The sequence below is a fragment of the Octadecabacter sp. R77987 genome (genome assembly GCF_042466115.1).
Classification (GTDB): Bacteria; Pseudomonadota; Alphaproteobacteria; order Rhodobacterales; family Rhodobacteraceae; genus SW4.
Window position 1 is genome coordinate 780,902 of sequence record NZ_JAXHBQ010000001.1, and the last position, 17,235, is coordinate 798,136.

The following is a 17,235-nucleotide window of genomic DNA, read 5'->3' on the forward strand; positions in this document are numbered from 1 at the left end:
CGCCACCCGCCAGTTTGGGCAGGCACCAACGAAAGACCTGCCATGCCAACCGAACGCCTCACATTTCAAGGCCATTCCGGCCACACCCTTGCTGCGCGCCTTGATCTGCCCGACGGGCCGCACTTGGCCACAGCGCTTTTCGCCCATTGCTTTACCTGTTCCAAGGATATTCCCGCAGCGCGGCGCATTTCTGCCCGTCTTGCGGCGATGGGAATTGCGGTGCTGCGGTTCGACTTCACAGGGCTGGGCCATTCCAAGGGCGAGTTTTCAAACACAAACTTCACTACAAATGTGCAGGATATCATGGCAGCCTGCGCAGCTTTGGATGAACGTGGCATGTCGCCTTCGCTTCTGATCGGCCATTCGCTTGGCGGGGCCGCCGTCCTCAAGGCCGCACCGGACATGAAGGGCATCAAGGCCGTGGTCACCATCGGCGCGCCCTATGATCCCGCCCATGTCACCCATAATTTCGCCGATGCCCTGCCTGATATCATGACCCACGGCGTGGCACAGGTCAGCCTTGGCGGACGCCCCTTCAAAATCGGCCAGCAGTTTATCGACGATGTGGCGAACGGCGAACTTTTCCCCGCGATATCAAAGCTCAAGGCGGCACTCCTCGTGCTCCATTCACCCACTGACGACACCGTGGGGATCGACAACGCATCCGAGATTTTCCTCGCCGCGCGCCATCCCAAAAGCTTCGTGACGCTCGATAATGCCGACCACCTGATCACCAGTCCACAAGATGCGGAATACGCCGCCGATGTGATCGCCAGCTGGTCCAAACGCTACCTTGACCTGCATGCCCCCGCCCCGCCCATCGGCGTTCCCGAAGGGGTGCTGCGGGTCTCCGAGGCCGACCCGGCAGGTTTCTTGCAAGACGTCCAGTCCGGCCCGCACCATCACGCGCTCGCCGATGAACCGCTGGCTTACGGCGGCACCAACCGCGGCATGTCACCCTATGGCTTCCTTGGCGCGGGGCTTGGGGCCTGCACCTCGATGACAATCCGCATGTATGCACGGCGCAAGGGCTGGCCGCTGACCCATGTCAGTGTCGATGTCACCCACGACAAGGTCCACGCGCAGGACGCGGCAGCGCAGTCTGACGCCAAGGTGGACAGCTTCGCGCGCCTTATCACCCTCTCGGGCGACCTGAGTGACGCACAGCGGCAAAAACTGCTGGAAATCGCGGACAAATGCCCGGTGCACCGCACGCTGGAACGCAGCTCACACATCACCACAGACCTCGCGCCCTAACTTCTTTTGTTCAAAAATACCTCCCGCCGGAGGCGCATTTTTCAACACAGCGCGAACCGCGCCGCGATTGGCTCGGACCAGCCACATGTCACCGGAATAAAAACGGGGCGCAGCCAACGGCTGCGCCCCACAATTTCACAACAGTCAGAACTGCTTAGTTGCGTGCATCGCCAATCAGTTTCCAGATCATCGGGAACATCACCGCCGCCAGCGCCAGTTTCAGCGCATCAAACACGACAAAGTTGGTCAGACCCCACTGCATCACCCATGCTGCACCTTTGCTTTCAAGGAACAAATAAGCCATCCAGGGCAGGCCGAATGCATAGATAATCACATTGCCCAGCAGCATCGCCGCTGCCATCTTGCCAAAGCTGCGATCCCAGCCCGCGCGCGCCAGCATCGCCATGACGGCCGAAGCAACGACGAAACCAACCAGATAGCCACCCGTGGCGCCCATCATATAAGCGATCCCGTTCAGATCGGCCGAGGATCCGGTGAACACGTTAAACCCGATGGCACCCAGCGTCATATAGCCCAAAAGCGTCACAAGGCTCAGGCGCAGGCCAAAGGATGCGCCAATCGTCAGCACCGCAAATGTCTGCATCGTTGCAGGCACAGGCCACATGGGAAACCGGATTTTGGCGGCAACGATCAGCGCCGCAATCCCCAGCACAACCATCGCCACCTGTTTGATGCGCAGGGCATTGCCTGTCTGTGCGCCGAATGCTTCGCCTAAGACTTGTGTCTTCATCGTGAGGGCCATGTGCCGCTCTCCTGTCGGTTAATTGCGTTGCCCCTTAATTGCCCCAGCGGCGGCGTCCGTGCAAGCGCTAAGCGCTAACAGGGCGATAGACCGTGCGCATGATGTAGTCCTTGTTGGGGCCGGAAACCGCCCATTTAACCGTCCATTCCGGCCAATCCGCAAAATCATATGTCACCACATAGGTATCAGGGTCGCAGAAATGCGTCGCCTGTCCGCCAATCGCTGGAACCGCATGAAAAAACCGCCCGTCCTCAAAATGCACCGACAGATCGGCCTGCCAGTGATACGCCCTCTCGAACGCCAGCGCCTGCCCGCCCACCTCAATCTCGCCAGTCTCAAGGTAGGCCAGCCCGCCGCGCGCAGGCGTGAAATCCGCCGCGCCCCGCGCCCGCGCCACGGTGCCATCGGCGTGGGTAATCTCGCGCGTGAACTGCCACCTGCCCTCGAAATCCGCCAAGACCTGCATGTCATCCCCCGATTTGCCGCAGCGCAACCTTGTGGCCCGCGTCCGCGCCCCTTATGACCCAAGCCAACCCCGGACCCAAATCAAAAGGCTGCCCTATGATCCCCCGCTATTCCCGTCCCGACATGGTTCAAATCTGGGAGCCGGCGACGAAATTCCGCATCTGGTATGAAATCGAGGCCCACGCCCTTGATGCCATGGCCAATATCGGTGTGATCCCGCGCGAAAACGCCGATGCGGTCTGGAAGGCCAAAGACGTCGAATTCGACGTGGCCCGCATTGACGAAATCGAGGCCGTGACCAAACACGATGTCATCGCCTTCCTGACCCATCTGGCCGAACACGTGGGCAGCGACGAGGCCCGCTTTGTGCATCAGGGCATGACCTCCTCGGATGTGCTTGATACCTGTCTGAACGTGCAACTGGTGCGCGCTGCCGACATCCTGCTGGCGGATATGGACGCCCTGCTGGCGGCGCTGAAAAAGCGCGCGATGGAACACAAGATGACCGTGCGCGTGGGCCGCAGCCACGGCATCCACGCCGAACCCACCACAATGGGCCTGACGTTCGCGCGCTTTTACGCGGAAATGGATCGCAACAAGAACCGTCTGGAAAAGGCCCGTTGGGAAATCGCCACCGGCGCTATTTCCGGCGCGGTTGGCACCTTCGCCAATATCGACCCCGCCGTCGAAGACCACGTCTGCGAAAAACTGGGCCTGCGCCCCGAACCGATCAGCACCCAAGTCATTCCGCGTGACCGTCACGCGATGTTCTTTGCCACCCTTGGCGTGATCGCGTCCAGCATCGAAAATGTCGCCACCGAAATCCGCCACATGCAGCGCACCGAAGTGCTTGAGGGGGCCGAGTTCTTTTCCATGGGTCAAAAAGGCTCAAGCGCGATGCCGCATAAAAAGAACCCCGTGCTAACCGAAAACCTGACCGGATTGGCGCGACTTGTGCGTATGGCCGTTGTGCCGGCGATGGAAAACGTGGCCCTGTGGCACGAACGCGATATCAGCCATTCCAGTGTGGAACGCGCGATCGGGCCGGATGCGACGATCACCCTTGATTTTGCCCTGCACCGGTTGACAGGCGTGATCGACAAGATGCTGATCTTTCCTGATAACATGCTTGATAACATGAATAAATTTCCCGGTCTTGTGATGTCGCAACGTGTGCTGCTGGCCCTTACACAGGCCGGTGTCAGCCGCGAGGACGCCTATGCGATGGTGCAGCGCAACGCGCTCAAGGTCTGGGAAGAACGCACCGATTTCCGCGAAGAATTACTGGCCGACAAGGATGTTGTCGCGGCCCTTGGTGTCGATGCGATCAACGAGAATTTCAACCTCGATTACCACACCAAACACGTGGACACGATTTTCAAACGCGTCTTTGGCGATTGATCCCGCACCGCGCCTGTCTCACCCCCCGGAGGACAGGCCGGTCGATGCCACGCGCCTAAACGGCCGGCGCATGAACGGCTGCGGTTTGCGGACGGTGGGTCGCGCGGGGCAGCTCTTGCAGGGTGGGCATGGTCTGGATGCTCATCACAGCGTATTTGTGGCCATCGTCAGCGTTGACATAGGGGTCGCACATCAGGGCGGCGTCATAGCCCAGCTTGCGCAACACCCGCAGCAGCCACAGGTTTGACAGGGAAATCAGCGTTTCCGCACCTTCCCGTTCGGCCATCTGCACCAAGCCATCAAGAATCAGTGCCAGACAGGTCGTGCGCTCGCGCATGGATTTGACCTCGTCCGCGATCACCAGACGCGTGCATTCCCAGACTTTTGGATCGGCAATTTCTTCGTCCAGCATCTTGGGGATTGTGCCCAGCTTGCCCATCTGCGCATCGCGCAACATATAGGTGTGATCCCCCCAATGGGCCATCGTCGACATGGCGCGCGCACCCGCGATCACCTTGCCATCCTTCAATACCAGCGAATAACGCGCCAGCGGATTGTCGTATTGGTCCATTTCCACACTGTCGTTGTGGGGGATTGTCCAGCCAAGGTTATCGACAAAGAATTTCTTGCGCAGGGCAAGATAGTCGAAATAGGCCGACCCGAACTGATGGGCCGTTGACAATTCAAACGTGATATTTTCCATGATTACTCTCCTTTATGGAGAGTCCATTTAGCCCGCGCACCAAGCCGTTGTTAACCACAATCATACGTTGTGTCGTATTTCTGATGAATTGGCGGGGTGTTTTCCTTGCCAAATACTAGATCAGGCCAAATTCACTGGCCGTCGCGGCGGCCTGTGCGCTGGTCTTGGCGGCCAGTTTCAGCTTGGCGTTGCGCAGCCGTTGTTTGATCGCCCCTTCGGACACGCCAATCACATGGGCAATTTCCTTGAGACGCTTGCCTTCCTTGACCATGCGCAGCGCTTCGATTTCGGCGTTCGTCAGATTGGTTGGCGGCGCTTTGTCGTGGTGCAGCCGCGTCACATAGGCGCGCAGCACGGCGATTTCGGCTGAATTGAACTCGCGGTCGCCGCGCACGAATGACCCGAAAGATCGCTGCCCTTCGGCATTTCCGTCAAAACAGGCGATCGCGCAGCCAAACCGTAGCCCGAACGCATGGGCCTGCTGCATTACACGCATCGGATCGTCCAGCGCGATTTCGCTCCACCGGATTGCGCCAGTGTTGGTGTAAATCCAGCGGATCACAGGATCATGCAGCATGAAACGCTGGGTCGTATAGTGTTCGACCCAATCCGCGGGCAGCGCATTCTTTTCCTCAAGCGGAAACGCAAAACCGACGCGCAAGGCGATGTAATACCCTGCTGGCGCAATTGCAGCGATATCGGTCTGGCTGATCAGACCTGTCATATCGGGCTCCTTGGCGGGGTGGGAACTGGGAAATGGCTGTCAATTAGAATGCCAAACATCTACACACTATGTTACTGTGCCCCTTCGCGATACACTATTGCAATCAGGCTGACGCAGGCAACCTAAAAGCGAGTGCTGGCACGCTAATGGACCAAAAAACTGAAATAAAACGTATCCTTACGTCACTACAATCTGCAAGCCCTTCTGGGTTTGCGATTGCCTTTCATATCCGGTTCACGACACCCGATTTTCTGTTTCAGACCTATCCCAAGGCCTGGACTGACCGGTATTCCGAACAGGGTATGGTCATGAAAGACCCGATTGTGCGCTGGGGATTCGCCCAAAACGGTGCGATTCGCTGGTCCGAACTGGAAGCCGAGGATGAATTTGGCATCATCGAGCAGTCCCGCGGCTTTGGCATGAACTTTGGCATTGCCAGCGCGATCGAGGATGGTGGCAGCCGCAGCGTTGCGGGGTTTGCACGCTCCGAACGCGAATTCACCGACGCCGAAATCGCCAGTCTGGGTGACGCCCTTGCCGAACTTCACAAGCTGACCGCCAACAAGGACGGGATGAGCGATGACTTGCGCGACTACTTGCAGGAAATGTCGGTAAAATTCACCCATCCGAGTGCCTGACCCGCAGCGCTGATCACACTTCATTCATGAAATCATGCTGATATGGCGGCAGTTCCCCAATGGATGCCGCAATGACGCAAATCGACGAAACTGTTTCCCGCAGCCGCAAGGCGGCGATGGTTGTGCAAATGCTGTTGGCCGAGGGACAGCGCCTGTCGCTATCGTCCCTGCCCGAAGAAACGCAACTGCGCTTGACACGCGAACTGGGGGCGATGCGCACGATTGACCGCACAACCTTGCTGCAAGTCGCCGCCGAATTCACCCGCGATCTTGAATCGGTGGCCCTGACCGCGCCCGGTGGGGTTGAAAAAGCCCTGCACGCCCTTGATGGGCAGATCAGCCCTGCCACGGCCGCGCGGCTACGCGAAGAAGCGTCAAAATCCAATGGGGGCGATCCCTGGGCGCAGGTTATCGCCATGTCCCCGTCCGATTTGCGGGCCATTGCCACCGGTGAAGCGCTCGAAGTTTGCGCGGTGTTGATGTCAAAGCTGCCCGTGGCCAAAGCGGCCGAACTGATGGGCCTGATCCCCGGTGAACGTGCGCGCCGCATTGCCTTTGCAATCTCGCGCACCAGCGCGATTACACCCGATGCCGTGGCCCGGATCGGCGCGGCACTGGCCAACCAATATGCAGGCACGCAAGCGCCGGTCTTTGCGCAGCCGCCCGTGCAGCGTGTCGGCGCGATCCTGAATTCGGTCGCAGCCGCCACGCGCGATTCCGTGCTGGCCGGATTGGTCGACGAAGACGCCGGATTCGCTGATGATGTGCGCAAGGCCATCTTTACCTTTCCTGACATCACCACGCGGCTGGCCGCAGGCGATGTGCCCAAGGTCATTCGCAACGTCGACAACGCCGATCTGGTGACCGCCTTGGCCGCCGCGACGGCTTCGGGTGGTCAGGACGCGGAAAGCGCGGACTTTGTCCTTGCGAACATGTCGCAGCGCATGGCCGACAGTTTGCGCGAAGAAATGGGTGAACGCGGCAAGGTCAAGAAATCAGACGGGGAAAGCGCGATGAACGCCGTTGTCGCCGCGATCCGCGAGGCTGTGGACGCCGGCGAAATCACCCTTGTTTCGACCGAGGAGGAGGAAGATTAACGCAGTTGCGCCGCCGCCAGAATCCGGCCCGGTCCGCGTTCCTGCACGATCACAACGATCGGTGCATTCCCTGCAACATTAGCCTGCATATCAAGCGGTGCACGCCCGTCCCATTCGCCCACCGCGCGCCAGTCGTTGACGATATTGGCATAGGTGATCCGTTCACCGGCATTTTCGCCGCGGTGGATATCAACGCTTTCCTGCGGTGTGTAACGCACGACCTGCACGACCATCGCCGCGCGCTGTGTTGCTGCGCCGGAAATCTGCAACCGGTTGCCGCTGCGCGAAATCTGCAATGTCACGCCGCTGGGCCGTGCCGCATTGGCGCGTATGGCATCGGCCACATCCATCGCCTTGGCACCGACAACATGATCCAGCCCGCCGATGATGAACTGCGGCGTATAGATCGTGCGATGCCCGGCCGCCGCGCCGTAGCGTTGCTGGCGCGCGGTGTAGGCCGGATCGGCAAAGCTGTCGGCCCAGCCGATGTAATCCCAGTAATCCACATGCAGCGCCAGCGCGATCACCCCGTCGCGCCCCGCCAGATCATGCAGCATTTCATCCGCAGGCGGGCACGACGAACACCCCTGCGAGGTATAAAGTTCCACTACAACCGGATTATTCTGCGCCGATGCGACACCGCCAAGGGCCATCGTGACACCCCAGACGAGCAATATAAGAACCTTGCGCATGTCATCCCTTTGCATTGTGTTGCACCTGTCCTAACGCAGCCCCTTCGCGATGGCCAATCAACCAATTGCGAAGTGTGTGTCATCTTTTGCACGCCCCTGCGTCAGCGCAGCGCATCCCGCCACGGGATCCCCCCTTGGAAAAGATTGTGTGCAATGGTATACAAAAACCCGAACCGCCCCTTGAATGACGCTTTCCCTTGGGGCAAAAGCACCGCAAGACCCCAGCCACCTTGTTATGAAAGGGAGCCTTATGCCCATTACCGTTGGCCATGATTCCGCAAAAACCCGCAAGACCCTGACCGTTGGCGACCAGTCCATCGCCTATTACTCGATCAAAGCCGCCCAGGACGCAGGTCTTGGTGATTTCTCCCGCTTGCCCGCCGCCCTCAAGGTCGTGCTGGAAAACATGCTGCGCTTTGAGGACGGCAAGACCGTCAGCGTTGACGACATCAAGGCATTTGCCGAATGGGGCGCCAAAGGTGGCCAGAACCCGCGCGAGATTGCTTACCGCCCTGCCCGCGTACTGATGCAGGATTTCACCGGCGTTCCGGCTGTTGTGGACCTCGCGGCGATGCGCGACGGGATTGTTGCCCTTGGTGGCAAGGCCGAACAGATTAACCCGCTCAACCCCGTTGATCTGGTGATCGACCACTCGGTGATGATCGACGAGTTTGGCAATCCGCGCGCGTTCCAAATGAACGTGGACCGCGAATACGAACGCAACATGGAACGCTACACCTTCCTCAAGTGGGGCCAGTCGGCGTTCAACAACTTCCGCGTTGTCCCCCCGGGCACCGGTATCTGCCATCAGGTGAACCTTGAATATCTGGCGCAAACCGTCTGGACCGACGCGGACCAGAACGGCGAACAGGTTGCATACCCTGATACATTGGTCGGCACTGACAGCCACACCACAATGGTCAACGGCATGGCGGTTCTTGGCTGGGGCGTTGGCGGGATCGAGGCCGAAGCCGCTATGCTGGGCCAACCAATTTCCATGCTGATCCCCGAAGTCGTCGGCTTTGAACTCACAGGCCGGATGATGGAAGGCACCACAGGCACCGACCTTGTGCTGAAGGTCGTTGAAATGCTGCGCGCCAAGGGTGTTGTCGGTAAATTCGTCGAATTCTACGGCGAAGGACTTGATCACCTGCCGCTGGCCGACCGCGCAACCATCGCCAATATGGCCCCCGAATACGGCGCGACCTGCGGCTTTTTCCCGATTGACGGCGAAACCCTGCGCTACATGCGCAACACAGGGCGCGACGAAGACCGGATTGCATTGGTCGAAGCCTACGCCAAGGAAAACGGCATGTGGCGCGATGCGGATTACGCACCGATCTACACCAGCACGCTGTCGCTTGACATGGGCACGATCGTGCCGGCCATCTCTGGCCCCAAGCGCCCGCAGGATTATGTGGCACTGGATGCGGCAGCCAAGACTTTCGGGGAATATATCTCGGGCCAGCGCAAGGAATGGTCTGCCGATCAGGAAGACAAGGCCGACTGGTATGGCGAGGGCGGTGCCCAAGCGCCACGCGACATCCCCGGCGATATCGGCAAACACAAACGCGCCAAGGTCAAGGGCGAGGATTACACGATCCACGATGGCACGATCGTCATCGCCTCGATCACGTCCTGCACCAACACCTCCAACCCCTATGTGATGATCGGGGCCGGATTGGTGGCACGCAAGGCGCGCGCACTGGGCCTGACCCGCAAGCCTTGGGTGAAAACCTCGCTTGCGCCCGGATCGCAAGTGGTGTCGGCCTATCTTGAGGCCGCGAACCTGCAAGACGATCTGGACGCGATCGGGTTCAACCTTGTGGGCTATGGCTGCACCACCTGCATCGGCAATTCGGGCCCGATCCAGACGGAACTTTCCGAGGCGATCAACGACGGCGATATCATCGCCACCTCGGTCCTGTCGGGCAACCGCAACTTTGAGGGGCGCATTTCGCCTGACGTGCGCGCCAACTACCTTGCCTCGCCGCCACTTGTCGTGGCCTATGCGTTGGCCGGTGACATGAACATCGACCTGGTCAATGACCCGCTGGGGCAGGACAAGGACGGCAATGATGTCTATCTGAAAGACATCTGGCCCACGTCGCAGGAAGTCGCCGAACTGGTTGAAGCGACCGTCACCCGCGAGGCATTCCAAAGCAAATACGCCGATGTCTTCAAGGGCGACGACAAGTGGCAGGGCGTGGAAACAACCGACAGCGAAACCTACGACTGGCCGCCCACATCAACCTATGTGCAGAACCCGCCGTATTTCCAGGGGATGAGCAAGGATCCCGGCGTGATCACCAACCTTGAAGGGGCCAAAGTGCTGGCGGTTCTGGGTGACATGATCACGACCGACCACATTTCGCCGGCCGGTTCGTTCACAACCACCAGCCCCGCCGGACAGTATCTGACCGAACGGCAGGTGCAGCCGCGCGAGTTCAACTCCTACGGGTCGCGCCGTGGCAACCACGAGATCATGATGCGCGGCACATTCGCCAATATCCGCATCAAGAACGAAATGCTGGATGGCGTCGAAGGCGGCTACACCCTTGGGCCGGACGGCGAACAGACCAGCATCTTTGATGCAGCCATGGCCCATCAGGAGGCTGGCACACCGCTGGTGATTTTCGGTGGCGAACAATACGGTGCAGGATCATCGCGCGACTGGGCGGCCAAGGGCACTGCCCTGCTGGGCGTCAAGGCCGTGATCGCCGAAAGTTTTGAACGCATTCACCGCTCGAACCTTGTCGGGATGGGCGTTATCCCGTTTGAATTTACCGCGGGCGACACCCGCAAGTCGCTGGGCCTGACCGGTGAGGAAACGGTATCAATTTCCGGTCTGGATACGATCAAACCGCTGCAAGAGGTGCCCTGCGAAATCACGATGGCCGATGGCAGCGTCAAGAACATCACCCTCAAGTGCCGCATCGATACGGCGATCGAGATCGAATACATTGAACACGGCGGCGTGCTGCACTACGTGCTGCGCAATCTGGCCAAAGCGGCCTAGACACCGCCATTGATCAAGAAAACGGTCGCGCCCTTCGGGGCGCGACTTTTTTATTTGTGCCTCCGGCGGAGGTATTTCCGGCAAGATGAAATGCGCTAGAAACCGGTGATCATATCCGATATTTCGGCGACCTTGGTGTCAAGCAACGCGCGATCACCGCGAGTTTCCACATTAAGGCGCAGCAGCGCCTCGGTATTTGAGCGGCGCAGGTTGACCCGCCATTGCCCCATATCAAGGCTAAGGCCGTCAAGGCGGTCGACGTGATTTGCACGCGGCAGGTGGCGTGCCTCGAAGGCTGCAATCGCACCCTCCACATCGTTGATCTTGAAATTGATTTCACCCGATGACGGGAAGGCGGCGCGCATGTCGGCAACCATTTTTGACAGGGGCACATCGGAGCGCGCGACAAGTTCGGCCACCAGCAGTGCCGGGATCATGCCGCTGTCGCAATACATGAAACTGCGGAAATAGTGGTGCGCCGACATCTCGCCACCGTAAGCCGCATCGTGTTCACGCATCAGCGCCTTGAGGTGTGCGTGCCCCGTGCGCGACATGATCGCGCGCCCCCCCCCCGCCGCGACAACCGCCTGCGTGTTCCAGATCACCCGCGGGTCATAGACGATCCGTGCGCCCGGTTCCTTGGCCAGAAAAGCCTGTGCCAGCAGCGCCACCACATATTCGCCGTCAATGAACGCACCGGTTTCATCAAAGAAAAAGCACCGGTCGAAATCACCGTCCCAGGCGATGCCAAGGTCGGCCCGTTCACGCAGCACTGCGGCGGAGGTTATCGGCTGATTGTCAGCTAACAGCGGGTTGGGAATGCCATTGGGGAATGTTCCATCGGGCGTATGGTGCATCCGCAGCCAGTCCCACGGCACTTCCAGTGCGTCCGCAAGCGCGTCAAAGGTCGGCCCTGCCGCGCCGTTTCCCGCGTTCACAAGAATGCGCAGGGGGCGTAAACCTCCTGTGTCCACATAGCCCGCCACATGGGCGACATAGGCGGCGCGCGGGTTGGCCTGTTCACGCGCGCCCGGTTGCGCGGGGCCGAAATCATCCGCCTCGGCCAGCGCCTGAACTTGCGCCAGCCCTGTATCAGCAGCGATCGGGCGCGCGCCTTGCCGCACCATCTTGATGCCGTTGTAATCAATCGGGTTGTGCGAGGCCGTGACCATCAGTCCGCCATCCGCGTTCAGGTGATCGGTCGCGAAATAGACTTCTTCGGTGCCGCACAACCCGATATCAAGCGCGGTGCAGCCCTGCGCCATCAGCCCCGCAATCAGTGCATCTTGCAAGCTGGCCGAACTTTCGCGCACGTCCCGCCCTGTTACAAAGGTGCCCGGCCCGAACACCTGCCCGAATGCACGCCCGATCCGGTAGGCGATCGTGTCGTCCAGATCGACGCCAAGGCGCCCGCGCACATCATAGCTCTTGAAACAGGTGAGCGGTTTGGTCACCGCAAGGCCTCGTCCAGTGCAGGGCGCAGCCGGCCTTGAATTGCGCGCTGCGTCACCGGTCCGGCAACCCGCATGATGATCGTGCCGTCCCCGTCCACAAGGAACGTTTCCGGCACGCCATAAACACCCCAGTTCAGCGAGGTCGCGCCCTGGGGGTCCCCACCGACCGCGGTGTAGGGATCGCCCAGTTCATCCAGAAACGCCAGGGCATTGTCCGGCGCGTCCTTGTAATTGATGCCATAGACGGGGATCCCTTCCGCCGCGAGGGCCGCGAGGTTGGGGTGTTCCACACGGCAGGGCGCGCACCAGCTGGCCCAGAAATTCACCAGTTTGACCTCGCCGTCAGCCAGCACGTCGCTATCCAGCACAGGCAGATCACCAAGGGTGATCAGGGTCAGTGCGGGGGCCGTCTGCCCCGCCAGCGCCGAAGGAATTTCCTGACTGTTTTCGCGCTGCATTCCGGCCACAAACAGCCCCGCCAGCCCGGCGAAAACCAGCGGCGGCAGGATCATCAGGGGTGACAGTCTAGCCATCAGCGCTGTCTTTCGCATGGGCCTCGATCGCGGCCAGTTGCGCAGCCACCCGCCTGGCACGTCGGGCACTGAGCCAGACCAGCAGGCCCAGCATCGCAAGCGAGATGACATAGGAACTCAGCACTTCAAGCCCGTATTTGCCAAGGCCGAGAAAGTTGCTAATTGCGTCGATCAGGTTGGGAAACAGGTCCATCAGCCCCTCCTTGCGCGCGCTTCAAGGGCGCGGATACGGCGCACCCGGATTTCGGTATTGGTGCGCTGGAACACCAGTGCAACGAACAGCACCACAAAACCGATCATGCAAATCAACAGCGGCACGAAAAACACGTTCGATACGTTTTCCTCGCGCGCGGCGACTTCGATCACCTCTTCAGCGCCAAATATCGAATTCCACACGAAAGCAAAGAACCGCGCGATCACGTTGAACACCCATTCCCACAGGGACACGCTTTCGGCCTGATGCAGCCCCTGATTCCAGAACTGCACGGCGAACCGGGACAAAAAGGCAAAGACCGACCCGACAATGCACAGCACCGAAGTCAGATCGGCGGCGGTGTCGGGGTCGTCAATCGCCTCCCACAGGGCCATGTAGCCAAGGTAGAACAGGAACAGGATCAGGAAGGATGTCAGGCGCGGATCCCAGGCCCACCACGTGCCCCACATCGGCTGGCCCCAGATCGCGCCGGTCACCAAGGCAATCAGCGTCATCGTGATCCCGATGGGAGCGGCTGCACGCGCAGCCAATGCCGATACATGGTGCCGCCGGATCAGCCAGACCAAGGACGTGACCAGCATCATCCCCCAGACGTTGATCGCCATCATCGCCGCAGGCACGTGCAGATAGATGATCTTGACGGTCGATCCCTGCCGGAAATCGTCAGGCGTGAAAAAGAACCCCCAGACCAGCCCGACAATCAGGCACAGGGCCGCAATCGCGAAGGTCCACGGCAATATGCGCGTCGTGGTCGCGATGAACTTCTTCGGATTGGCATATTCCCAAAATGACATGTGATCTGATTACCTATCTGTCACGCCAGCCTCAAGCGTAATCACCGCAAGTTGACGCGCAGCGCCGCCGCCGTGGCAAAGGGTAGCAGCGCAAAGGCAAACAGCGTGATCCCCGAAAGCATGGCCATTGGCACGGTCGCCGACAGACCGTCAGCCCCAAGGCGCACCGCTTCGGCCCCGAAAATCAGTGTAGGCACATAAAGCGGCAGCACCAGCAGTGACAGCAGCAAACCGCCCCGCCGGATACCCACCGTGAGCGCCGCCCCGAATGTGCCGATCATAGACAGCGCGGGCGTGCCCAGCGCCAGTGAGCCCAGCAGATAGGGATAGGCAGCGGGTGCGAGGTTCAGCAGAAACCCCAGCGCAGGCGCGGCCAATGTCAGCGGCAACCCGGTGGTCAGCCAATGCGCAACGCCTTTGGTCAGCGCCACCCCTTCCAGCGGGATCGGCGAGGTGGCCAGCAAGGGCAGCGATCCATCCTCGTGATCCAGCGCGAAAATGCGATCCAGTGACAAAAGTGCGGCCAGCAGCGCCGCGACCCACAGGATGCCCGGCGCGATACGGGTCAGCACAGATGCTTCGGGGCCAACGCCAAAGGGCACCAGCACGATCACGATCAAAAAGAACGCAAGGCCAAGGCCAAAGCCGCCCCCTGCCCGCACCGCAAGGCGCAAGTCGCGGCGCAGCAGGGCGATCACAAAAACGCCTCGTCACTGCCGCCCGCAGTTGTTTCGTCTGCACGAAACGGCGTCAGGTCCAGTTCGGGGGCATCAAGGCCAAGGTCGATATGCGTGGCAATCACTGCGACACCGCCCTGTGCAAGGTGACGATCCCGCAGGAAATCGGCGAACATGCGCACGGAAAACCCGTCAAGCGATACAGTCGGTTCGTCCAGAAACAAGACCTTGCGTCCGATCACCCCAAGGCGCGCTAGCCCAAGGCGGCGCTTTTGCCCGGCTGACAGGGTATCGGCAGCACGGTCGCGCAGATCCTCCAGATCGAAGGTCGCGAAAATGTCGTCCGGCAAGGGGTGCCCGTGCACATCGGCCCAGAACGCCAGATTTTCAGTCACGCTCAACTGCGTTTTGATCCCGTCGGCGTGGCTGGCATAGGCGCCTTCGTCTTCGGGAAAAGTCACGCTGCCGGACAGCGGGGGCTGCAACCCTGCCAGCGTGCGCAGCAATGTGGTCTTGCCGCAGCCATTGGGGCCGCGCAGCACCAGCGCCTGCCCCGCGTCCAGCGCAAAGGACACGCCCGCCAGCACGGGCACGCCGCCGCGCGCGCAGGTCAGATTTTCAACAGATAACATCATGGAAAACGGCTTAGCCGATTGGCCCGCCACAGGAAAGCCGGATCACACCGGAATAAGGGCAAGCGCCACGCGCCGCCCTTCCGACAGCAGCACGTTATAGGTGCGGCAGGCGGCGGGTGTGGCCATCGCCTCGACACCGATACCTGCGTCCTCCAATGCGGCGCGCAAGTCTGCGGGGATATGGGCCGTGTCCGCGCCTGTGCCGATAAACACAACATCCACTGCGCCAACCATCGCCAGCAGCGGCGCGGTATCGCTGTATCCGCCCCAGCCCGCGACGCCCTTGGCGTCAACGATCACGGGGCCCTTCACGACCTCGCCACCGATGCGAAAGAAACCGGGGCCATACCCTTCGATGGGTTTGGCATTGTCATACTGGATTTCGTTCAGCCGCATCGGTTTACCCCCAGATCGGCAGCCCCGTCAGAACCGCCAGTGCAATCACGCCATATGCTGCCGACCTATACAGGCGCTCGTGTCGCGGATCAAACAGCGACTGGCCGAGCAGGGTTGTCGTGAAATAGGGGATCGACAGCAGCGCCGCGACCCAGACAAGCGCCCAGGCAACCTGCCCACCGAACATGAGATTGGCAAAGATCACCAAATCCAGCCCCGCGAGGAACAGGATCGTGTTGGCGCGGACCTCTTGGGCGCCGTGGCGGCTGGCCAGATAGGCAATGATAATCACCGGCCCCGTCAGTCCGGTCATCCCGCCAACCAATCCCGCAAGCGCGCCGATACCCAGCAATCCGGCCCAGCCGATCCGCCCGTCATAGCGCAGCCCCGTCATCAGCGACAACAGCGTGCCCCCTGCCACGCCCGCGACGATCCAGCGCACGATCACATCGTCAAGCCAGCCCATCGCCCAGATGCCGACCGGCACCGTCGGCAAGGCGGCGACCAACAGCAGCGCAACCTCGCGCCGGTTGCCCTGCCCCCATGCACGCGGCAACAGGGCGGAGGTGCTGGCCAAACCGGTCAGGGTAATCAGGATGATCACGTCCGATGCAGGCAAAAACCGCCCTGCCACGGGGACAAAGATCAGCGCCGTGCCAAAACCGGTAAAACCGCGCACGATTCCCGCGACACCAATCGTCAGGAACAACCACCAGAAACCTTCGATCACGACCGCGCCCCACAACTTTGACGCACCGACAGTGGCCCGGCGCCGGGGCGCACCCTAGCGCCAGAACCTAAGAGTCGATATTGCCAAATTGCGTGCCGCTGGTCGCGTCCGGTTTGGACCAGTCGCGTTTCACACCCAGCACCAACAACGTGGTCGAGGCAACAAAGATCGAACTGTAAGTCCCGACAATCACACCCCAGATCATCGCGAACACGAACCCGCGGATCACATCGCCGCCCAGAACATAAAGGGCGATCAGCGCAATCAGGGTCGTGGCCGACGTCATGAACGTGCGCGACAGGGTCTCGTTGATGGACATGTTCAACACGTCCTTGAGGCTCATCTTCTTGTATTTGATCAGGTTCTCGCGCACCCGGTCAAAGACAACCACAGTATCGTTCAGCGAATAGCCGACGATGGTCAGCAACGCGGCGATAATCGCCAGATCAAAGCGGATTTGCAGTTCGGAAAAGACACCGATGGTCAGGACAACATCGTGGATCAGTGCCACCACCGCGCCCAGCGCGAACTGCCATTCAAACCGCAGCCAGATGTAGATCAGCACCGCCGTGATGGCGAGGATCACCGCAAGCGCAGCCGTCTGGATCAATTCGCCCGACACCGTAGGGCCAACAGATTCGACGGAACTGAACGGCAGTTGCAGCCCTTCATCCACAGCCAAGAGCGCCTGCCCCACGGCGGTGATCATGTCGGTCGTGACGGACTCATGCCCCTCGGTCGCTTGAATGGTAATCGACACCACGTTCTGATCAGGGCCAAAGGTCGGATCGAACACTTCGGTGATCGACACATCCCCAAGGTCAAGCGGATCAAGGGCGGCGCGCAGCACACCCACATCCACAGCCGTCGTGCTTTCTGCGCGGATCGTTGTGCCACCGGAAAAGTCGATACCATAATTCAGCCCCTGGATCAGGAACGACACAAAGGCGATCACCACCATGACGCCGGAAATACCCAGCCACATCTTGCCGCGGCTAAAGAAATCCCAGTTGGTTTCTTTCGGAACTAATCTTAGACGCATC

Annotated in this window: 19 protein-coding genes; 5 read left to right on the forward strand and 14 right to left on the reverse strand. The window is 60.3% G+C overall.

Annotation, left to right across the window (positions count from 1 at the left end; all coding sequences use genetic code 11):
• Positions 1-42 precede the first annotated feature (42 nt).
• A complete protein-coding gene (locus SJY21_RS03940; protein WP_377506485.1) occupies positions 43-1,257 on the forward strand; it encodes an alpha/beta fold hydrolase in 1,215 nt (404 codons plus the stop codon).
• A 154-nt stretch (positions 1,258-1,411) separates the two neighbouring features.
• Here the strand turns inward: SJY21_RS03940 and SJY21_RS03945 are convergent, their stop codons facing one another.
• Positions 1,412-2,020, reverse strand: a complete 609-nt coding sequence (locus SJY21_RS03945) for a biotin transporter BioY (RefSeq protein WP_377506488.1) — start codon at positions 2,018-2,020, stop codon at positions 1,412-1,414.
• 67 nt (positions 2,021-2,087) lie between these two features.
• Entirely contained in the window at positions 2,088-2,486 is a 399-nt protein-coding gene (locus SJY21_RS03950; RefSeq protein WP_377506491.1) for a DUF6314 family protein, read from the reverse strand.
• A 95-nt stretch (positions 2,487-2,581) separates the two neighbouring features.
• Between SJY21_RS03950 and purB the strand changes: the two genes are divergently transcribed.
• The gene (gene purB, locus SJY21_RS03955; protein ID WP_377506494.1) at positions 2,582-3,886 is read left to right on the forward strand and encodes an adenylosuccinate lyase; all 1,305 of its coding nucleotides are present in this window, start codon (positions 2,582-2,584) and stop codon (positions 3,884-3,886) included.
• A 55-nt stretch (positions 3,887-3,941) separates the two neighbouring features.
• Here purB and SJY21_RS03960 read toward each other — a convergent pair whose 3' ends face one another.
• Entirely contained in the window at positions 3,942-4,589 is a 648-nt protein-coding gene (locus tag SJY21_RS03960; protein ID WP_377506497.1) for an acyl-homoserine-lactone synthase, read from the reverse strand.
• Positions 4,590-4,704: 115 nt separating this feature from the next.
• Positions 4,705-5,313, reverse strand: coding sequence for an autoinducer binding domain-containing protein (locus SJY21_RS03965; RefSeq protein WP_377506500.1), 609 nt, complete (start codon positions 5,311-5,313; stop codon positions 4,705-4,707).
• 146 nt (positions 5,314-5,459) lie between these two features.
• Between SJY21_RS03965 and SJY21_RS03970 the strand changes: the two genes are divergently transcribed.
• Positions 5,460-5,951, forward strand: coding sequence for an autoinducer binding domain-containing protein (locus tag SJY21_RS03970; protein WP_377506503.1), 492 nt, complete (start codon positions 5,460-5,462; stop codon positions 5,949-5,951).
• 71 nt (positions 5,952-6,022) lie between these two features.
• Positions 6,023-7,048, forward strand: a complete 1,026-nt coding sequence (locus SJY21_RS03975; protein ID WP_377506506.1) for a FliG C-terminal domain-containing protein — start codon at positions 6,023-6,025, stop codon at positions 7,046-7,048.
• Here the strand turns inward: SJY21_RS03975 and SJY21_RS03980 are convergent.
• Positions 7,045-7,740, reverse strand: a complete 696-nt coding sequence (locus tag SJY21_RS03980; RefSeq protein ID WP_377506509.1) for a DUF1223 domain-containing protein — start codon at positions 7,738-7,740, stop codon at positions 7,045-7,047. The genes SJY21_RS03975 and SJY21_RS03980 overlap by 4 nt on opposite strands.
• A gap of 250 nt (positions 7,741-7,990) precedes the next feature.
• On the opposite strand from SJY21_RS03980, the gene acnA reads away from it, so the two are divergent.
• A complete protein-coding gene (gene acnA / locus SJY21_RS03985; protein ID WP_377506512.1) occupies positions 7,991-10,759 on the forward strand; it encodes an aconitate hydratase AcnA in 2,769 nt (922 codons plus the stop codon).
• A gap of 95 nt (positions 10,760-10,854) precedes the next feature.
• Here the strand turns inward: acnA and SJY21_RS03990 are convergent, their stop codons facing one another.
• The 9 genes from SJY21_RS03990 to secF all read right to left on the reverse strand — a co-directional run bounded on the left by SJY21_RS03990 (position 10,855) and on the right by secF (position 17,234).
• On the reverse strand, positions 10,855-12,213 hold the full coding sequence (locus SJY21_RS03990; RefSeq protein ID WP_377506515.1) for a phosphomannomutase: 1,359 nt from the start codon (positions 12,211-12,213) through the stop codon (positions 10,855-10,857).
• Positions 12,210-12,746 carry a DsbE family thiol:disulfide interchange protein gene (locus SJY21_RS03995; protein ID WP_377506518.1) on the reverse strand — a complete coding sequence of 179 codons (537 nt, stop codon included), beginning with the start codon at positions 12,744-12,746 and terminating at the stop codon, positions 12,210-12,212. Before SJY21_RS03995 ends, SJY21_RS03990 begins: the two co-directional genes overlap by 4 nt.
• Positions 12,739-12,939 (reverse strand): heme exporter protein CcmD, encoded by a 201-nt coding sequence (gene ccmD, locus SJY21_RS04000; RefSeq protein ID WP_377506521.1) that lies wholly within the window; start codon positions 12,937-12,939, stop codon positions 12,739-12,741. Before ccmD ends, SJY21_RS03995 begins: the two co-directional genes overlap by 8 nt.
• The gene (ccmC, locus tag SJY21_RS04005) at positions 12,939-13,754 is read right to left on the reverse strand and encodes a heme ABC transporter permease CcmC (protein WP_377506523.1); all 816 of its coding nucleotides are present in this window, start codon (positions 13,752-13,754) and stop codon (positions 12,939-12,941) included. The genes ccmD and ccmC overlap by 1 nt, the downstream gene beginning before the upstream one ends.
• A gap of 41 nt (positions 13,755-13,795) precedes the next feature.
• Entirely contained in the window at positions 13,796-14,452 is a 657-nt protein-coding gene (gene ccmB / locus SJY21_RS04010) for a heme exporter protein CcmB (protein ID WP_377506526.1), read from the reverse strand.
• A complete protein-coding gene (gene ccmA, locus SJY21_RS04015) occupies positions 14,449-15,063 on the reverse strand; it encodes a heme ABC exporter ATP-binding protein CcmA (protein WP_377513141.1) in 615 nt (204 codons plus the stop codon). The genes ccmB and ccmA overlap by 4 nt, the downstream gene beginning before the upstream one ends.
• Positions 15,064-15,108: 45 nt before the next feature.
• Positions 15,109-15,462 (reverse strand): Mth938-like domain-containing protein, encoded by a 354-nt coding sequence (locus tag SJY21_RS04020; RefSeq protein WP_377506529.1) that lies wholly within the window; start codon positions 15,460-15,462, stop codon positions 15,109-15,111.
• A 4-nt stretch (positions 15,463-15,466) separates the two neighbouring features.
• A complete protein-coding gene (locus SJY21_RS04025) occupies positions 15,467-16,192 on the reverse strand; it encodes a TSUP family transporter (RefSeq protein WP_377506532.1) in 726 nt (241 codons plus the stop codon).
• 67 nt (positions 16,193-16,259) lie between these two features.
• Positions 16,260-17,234 (reverse strand): protein translocase subunit SecF, encoded by a 975-nt coding sequence (gene secF, locus SJY21_RS04030; protein WP_377506535.1) that lies wholly within the window; start codon positions 17,232-17,234, stop codon positions 16,260-16,262.
• Position 17,235 lies beyond the last annotated feature (1 nt).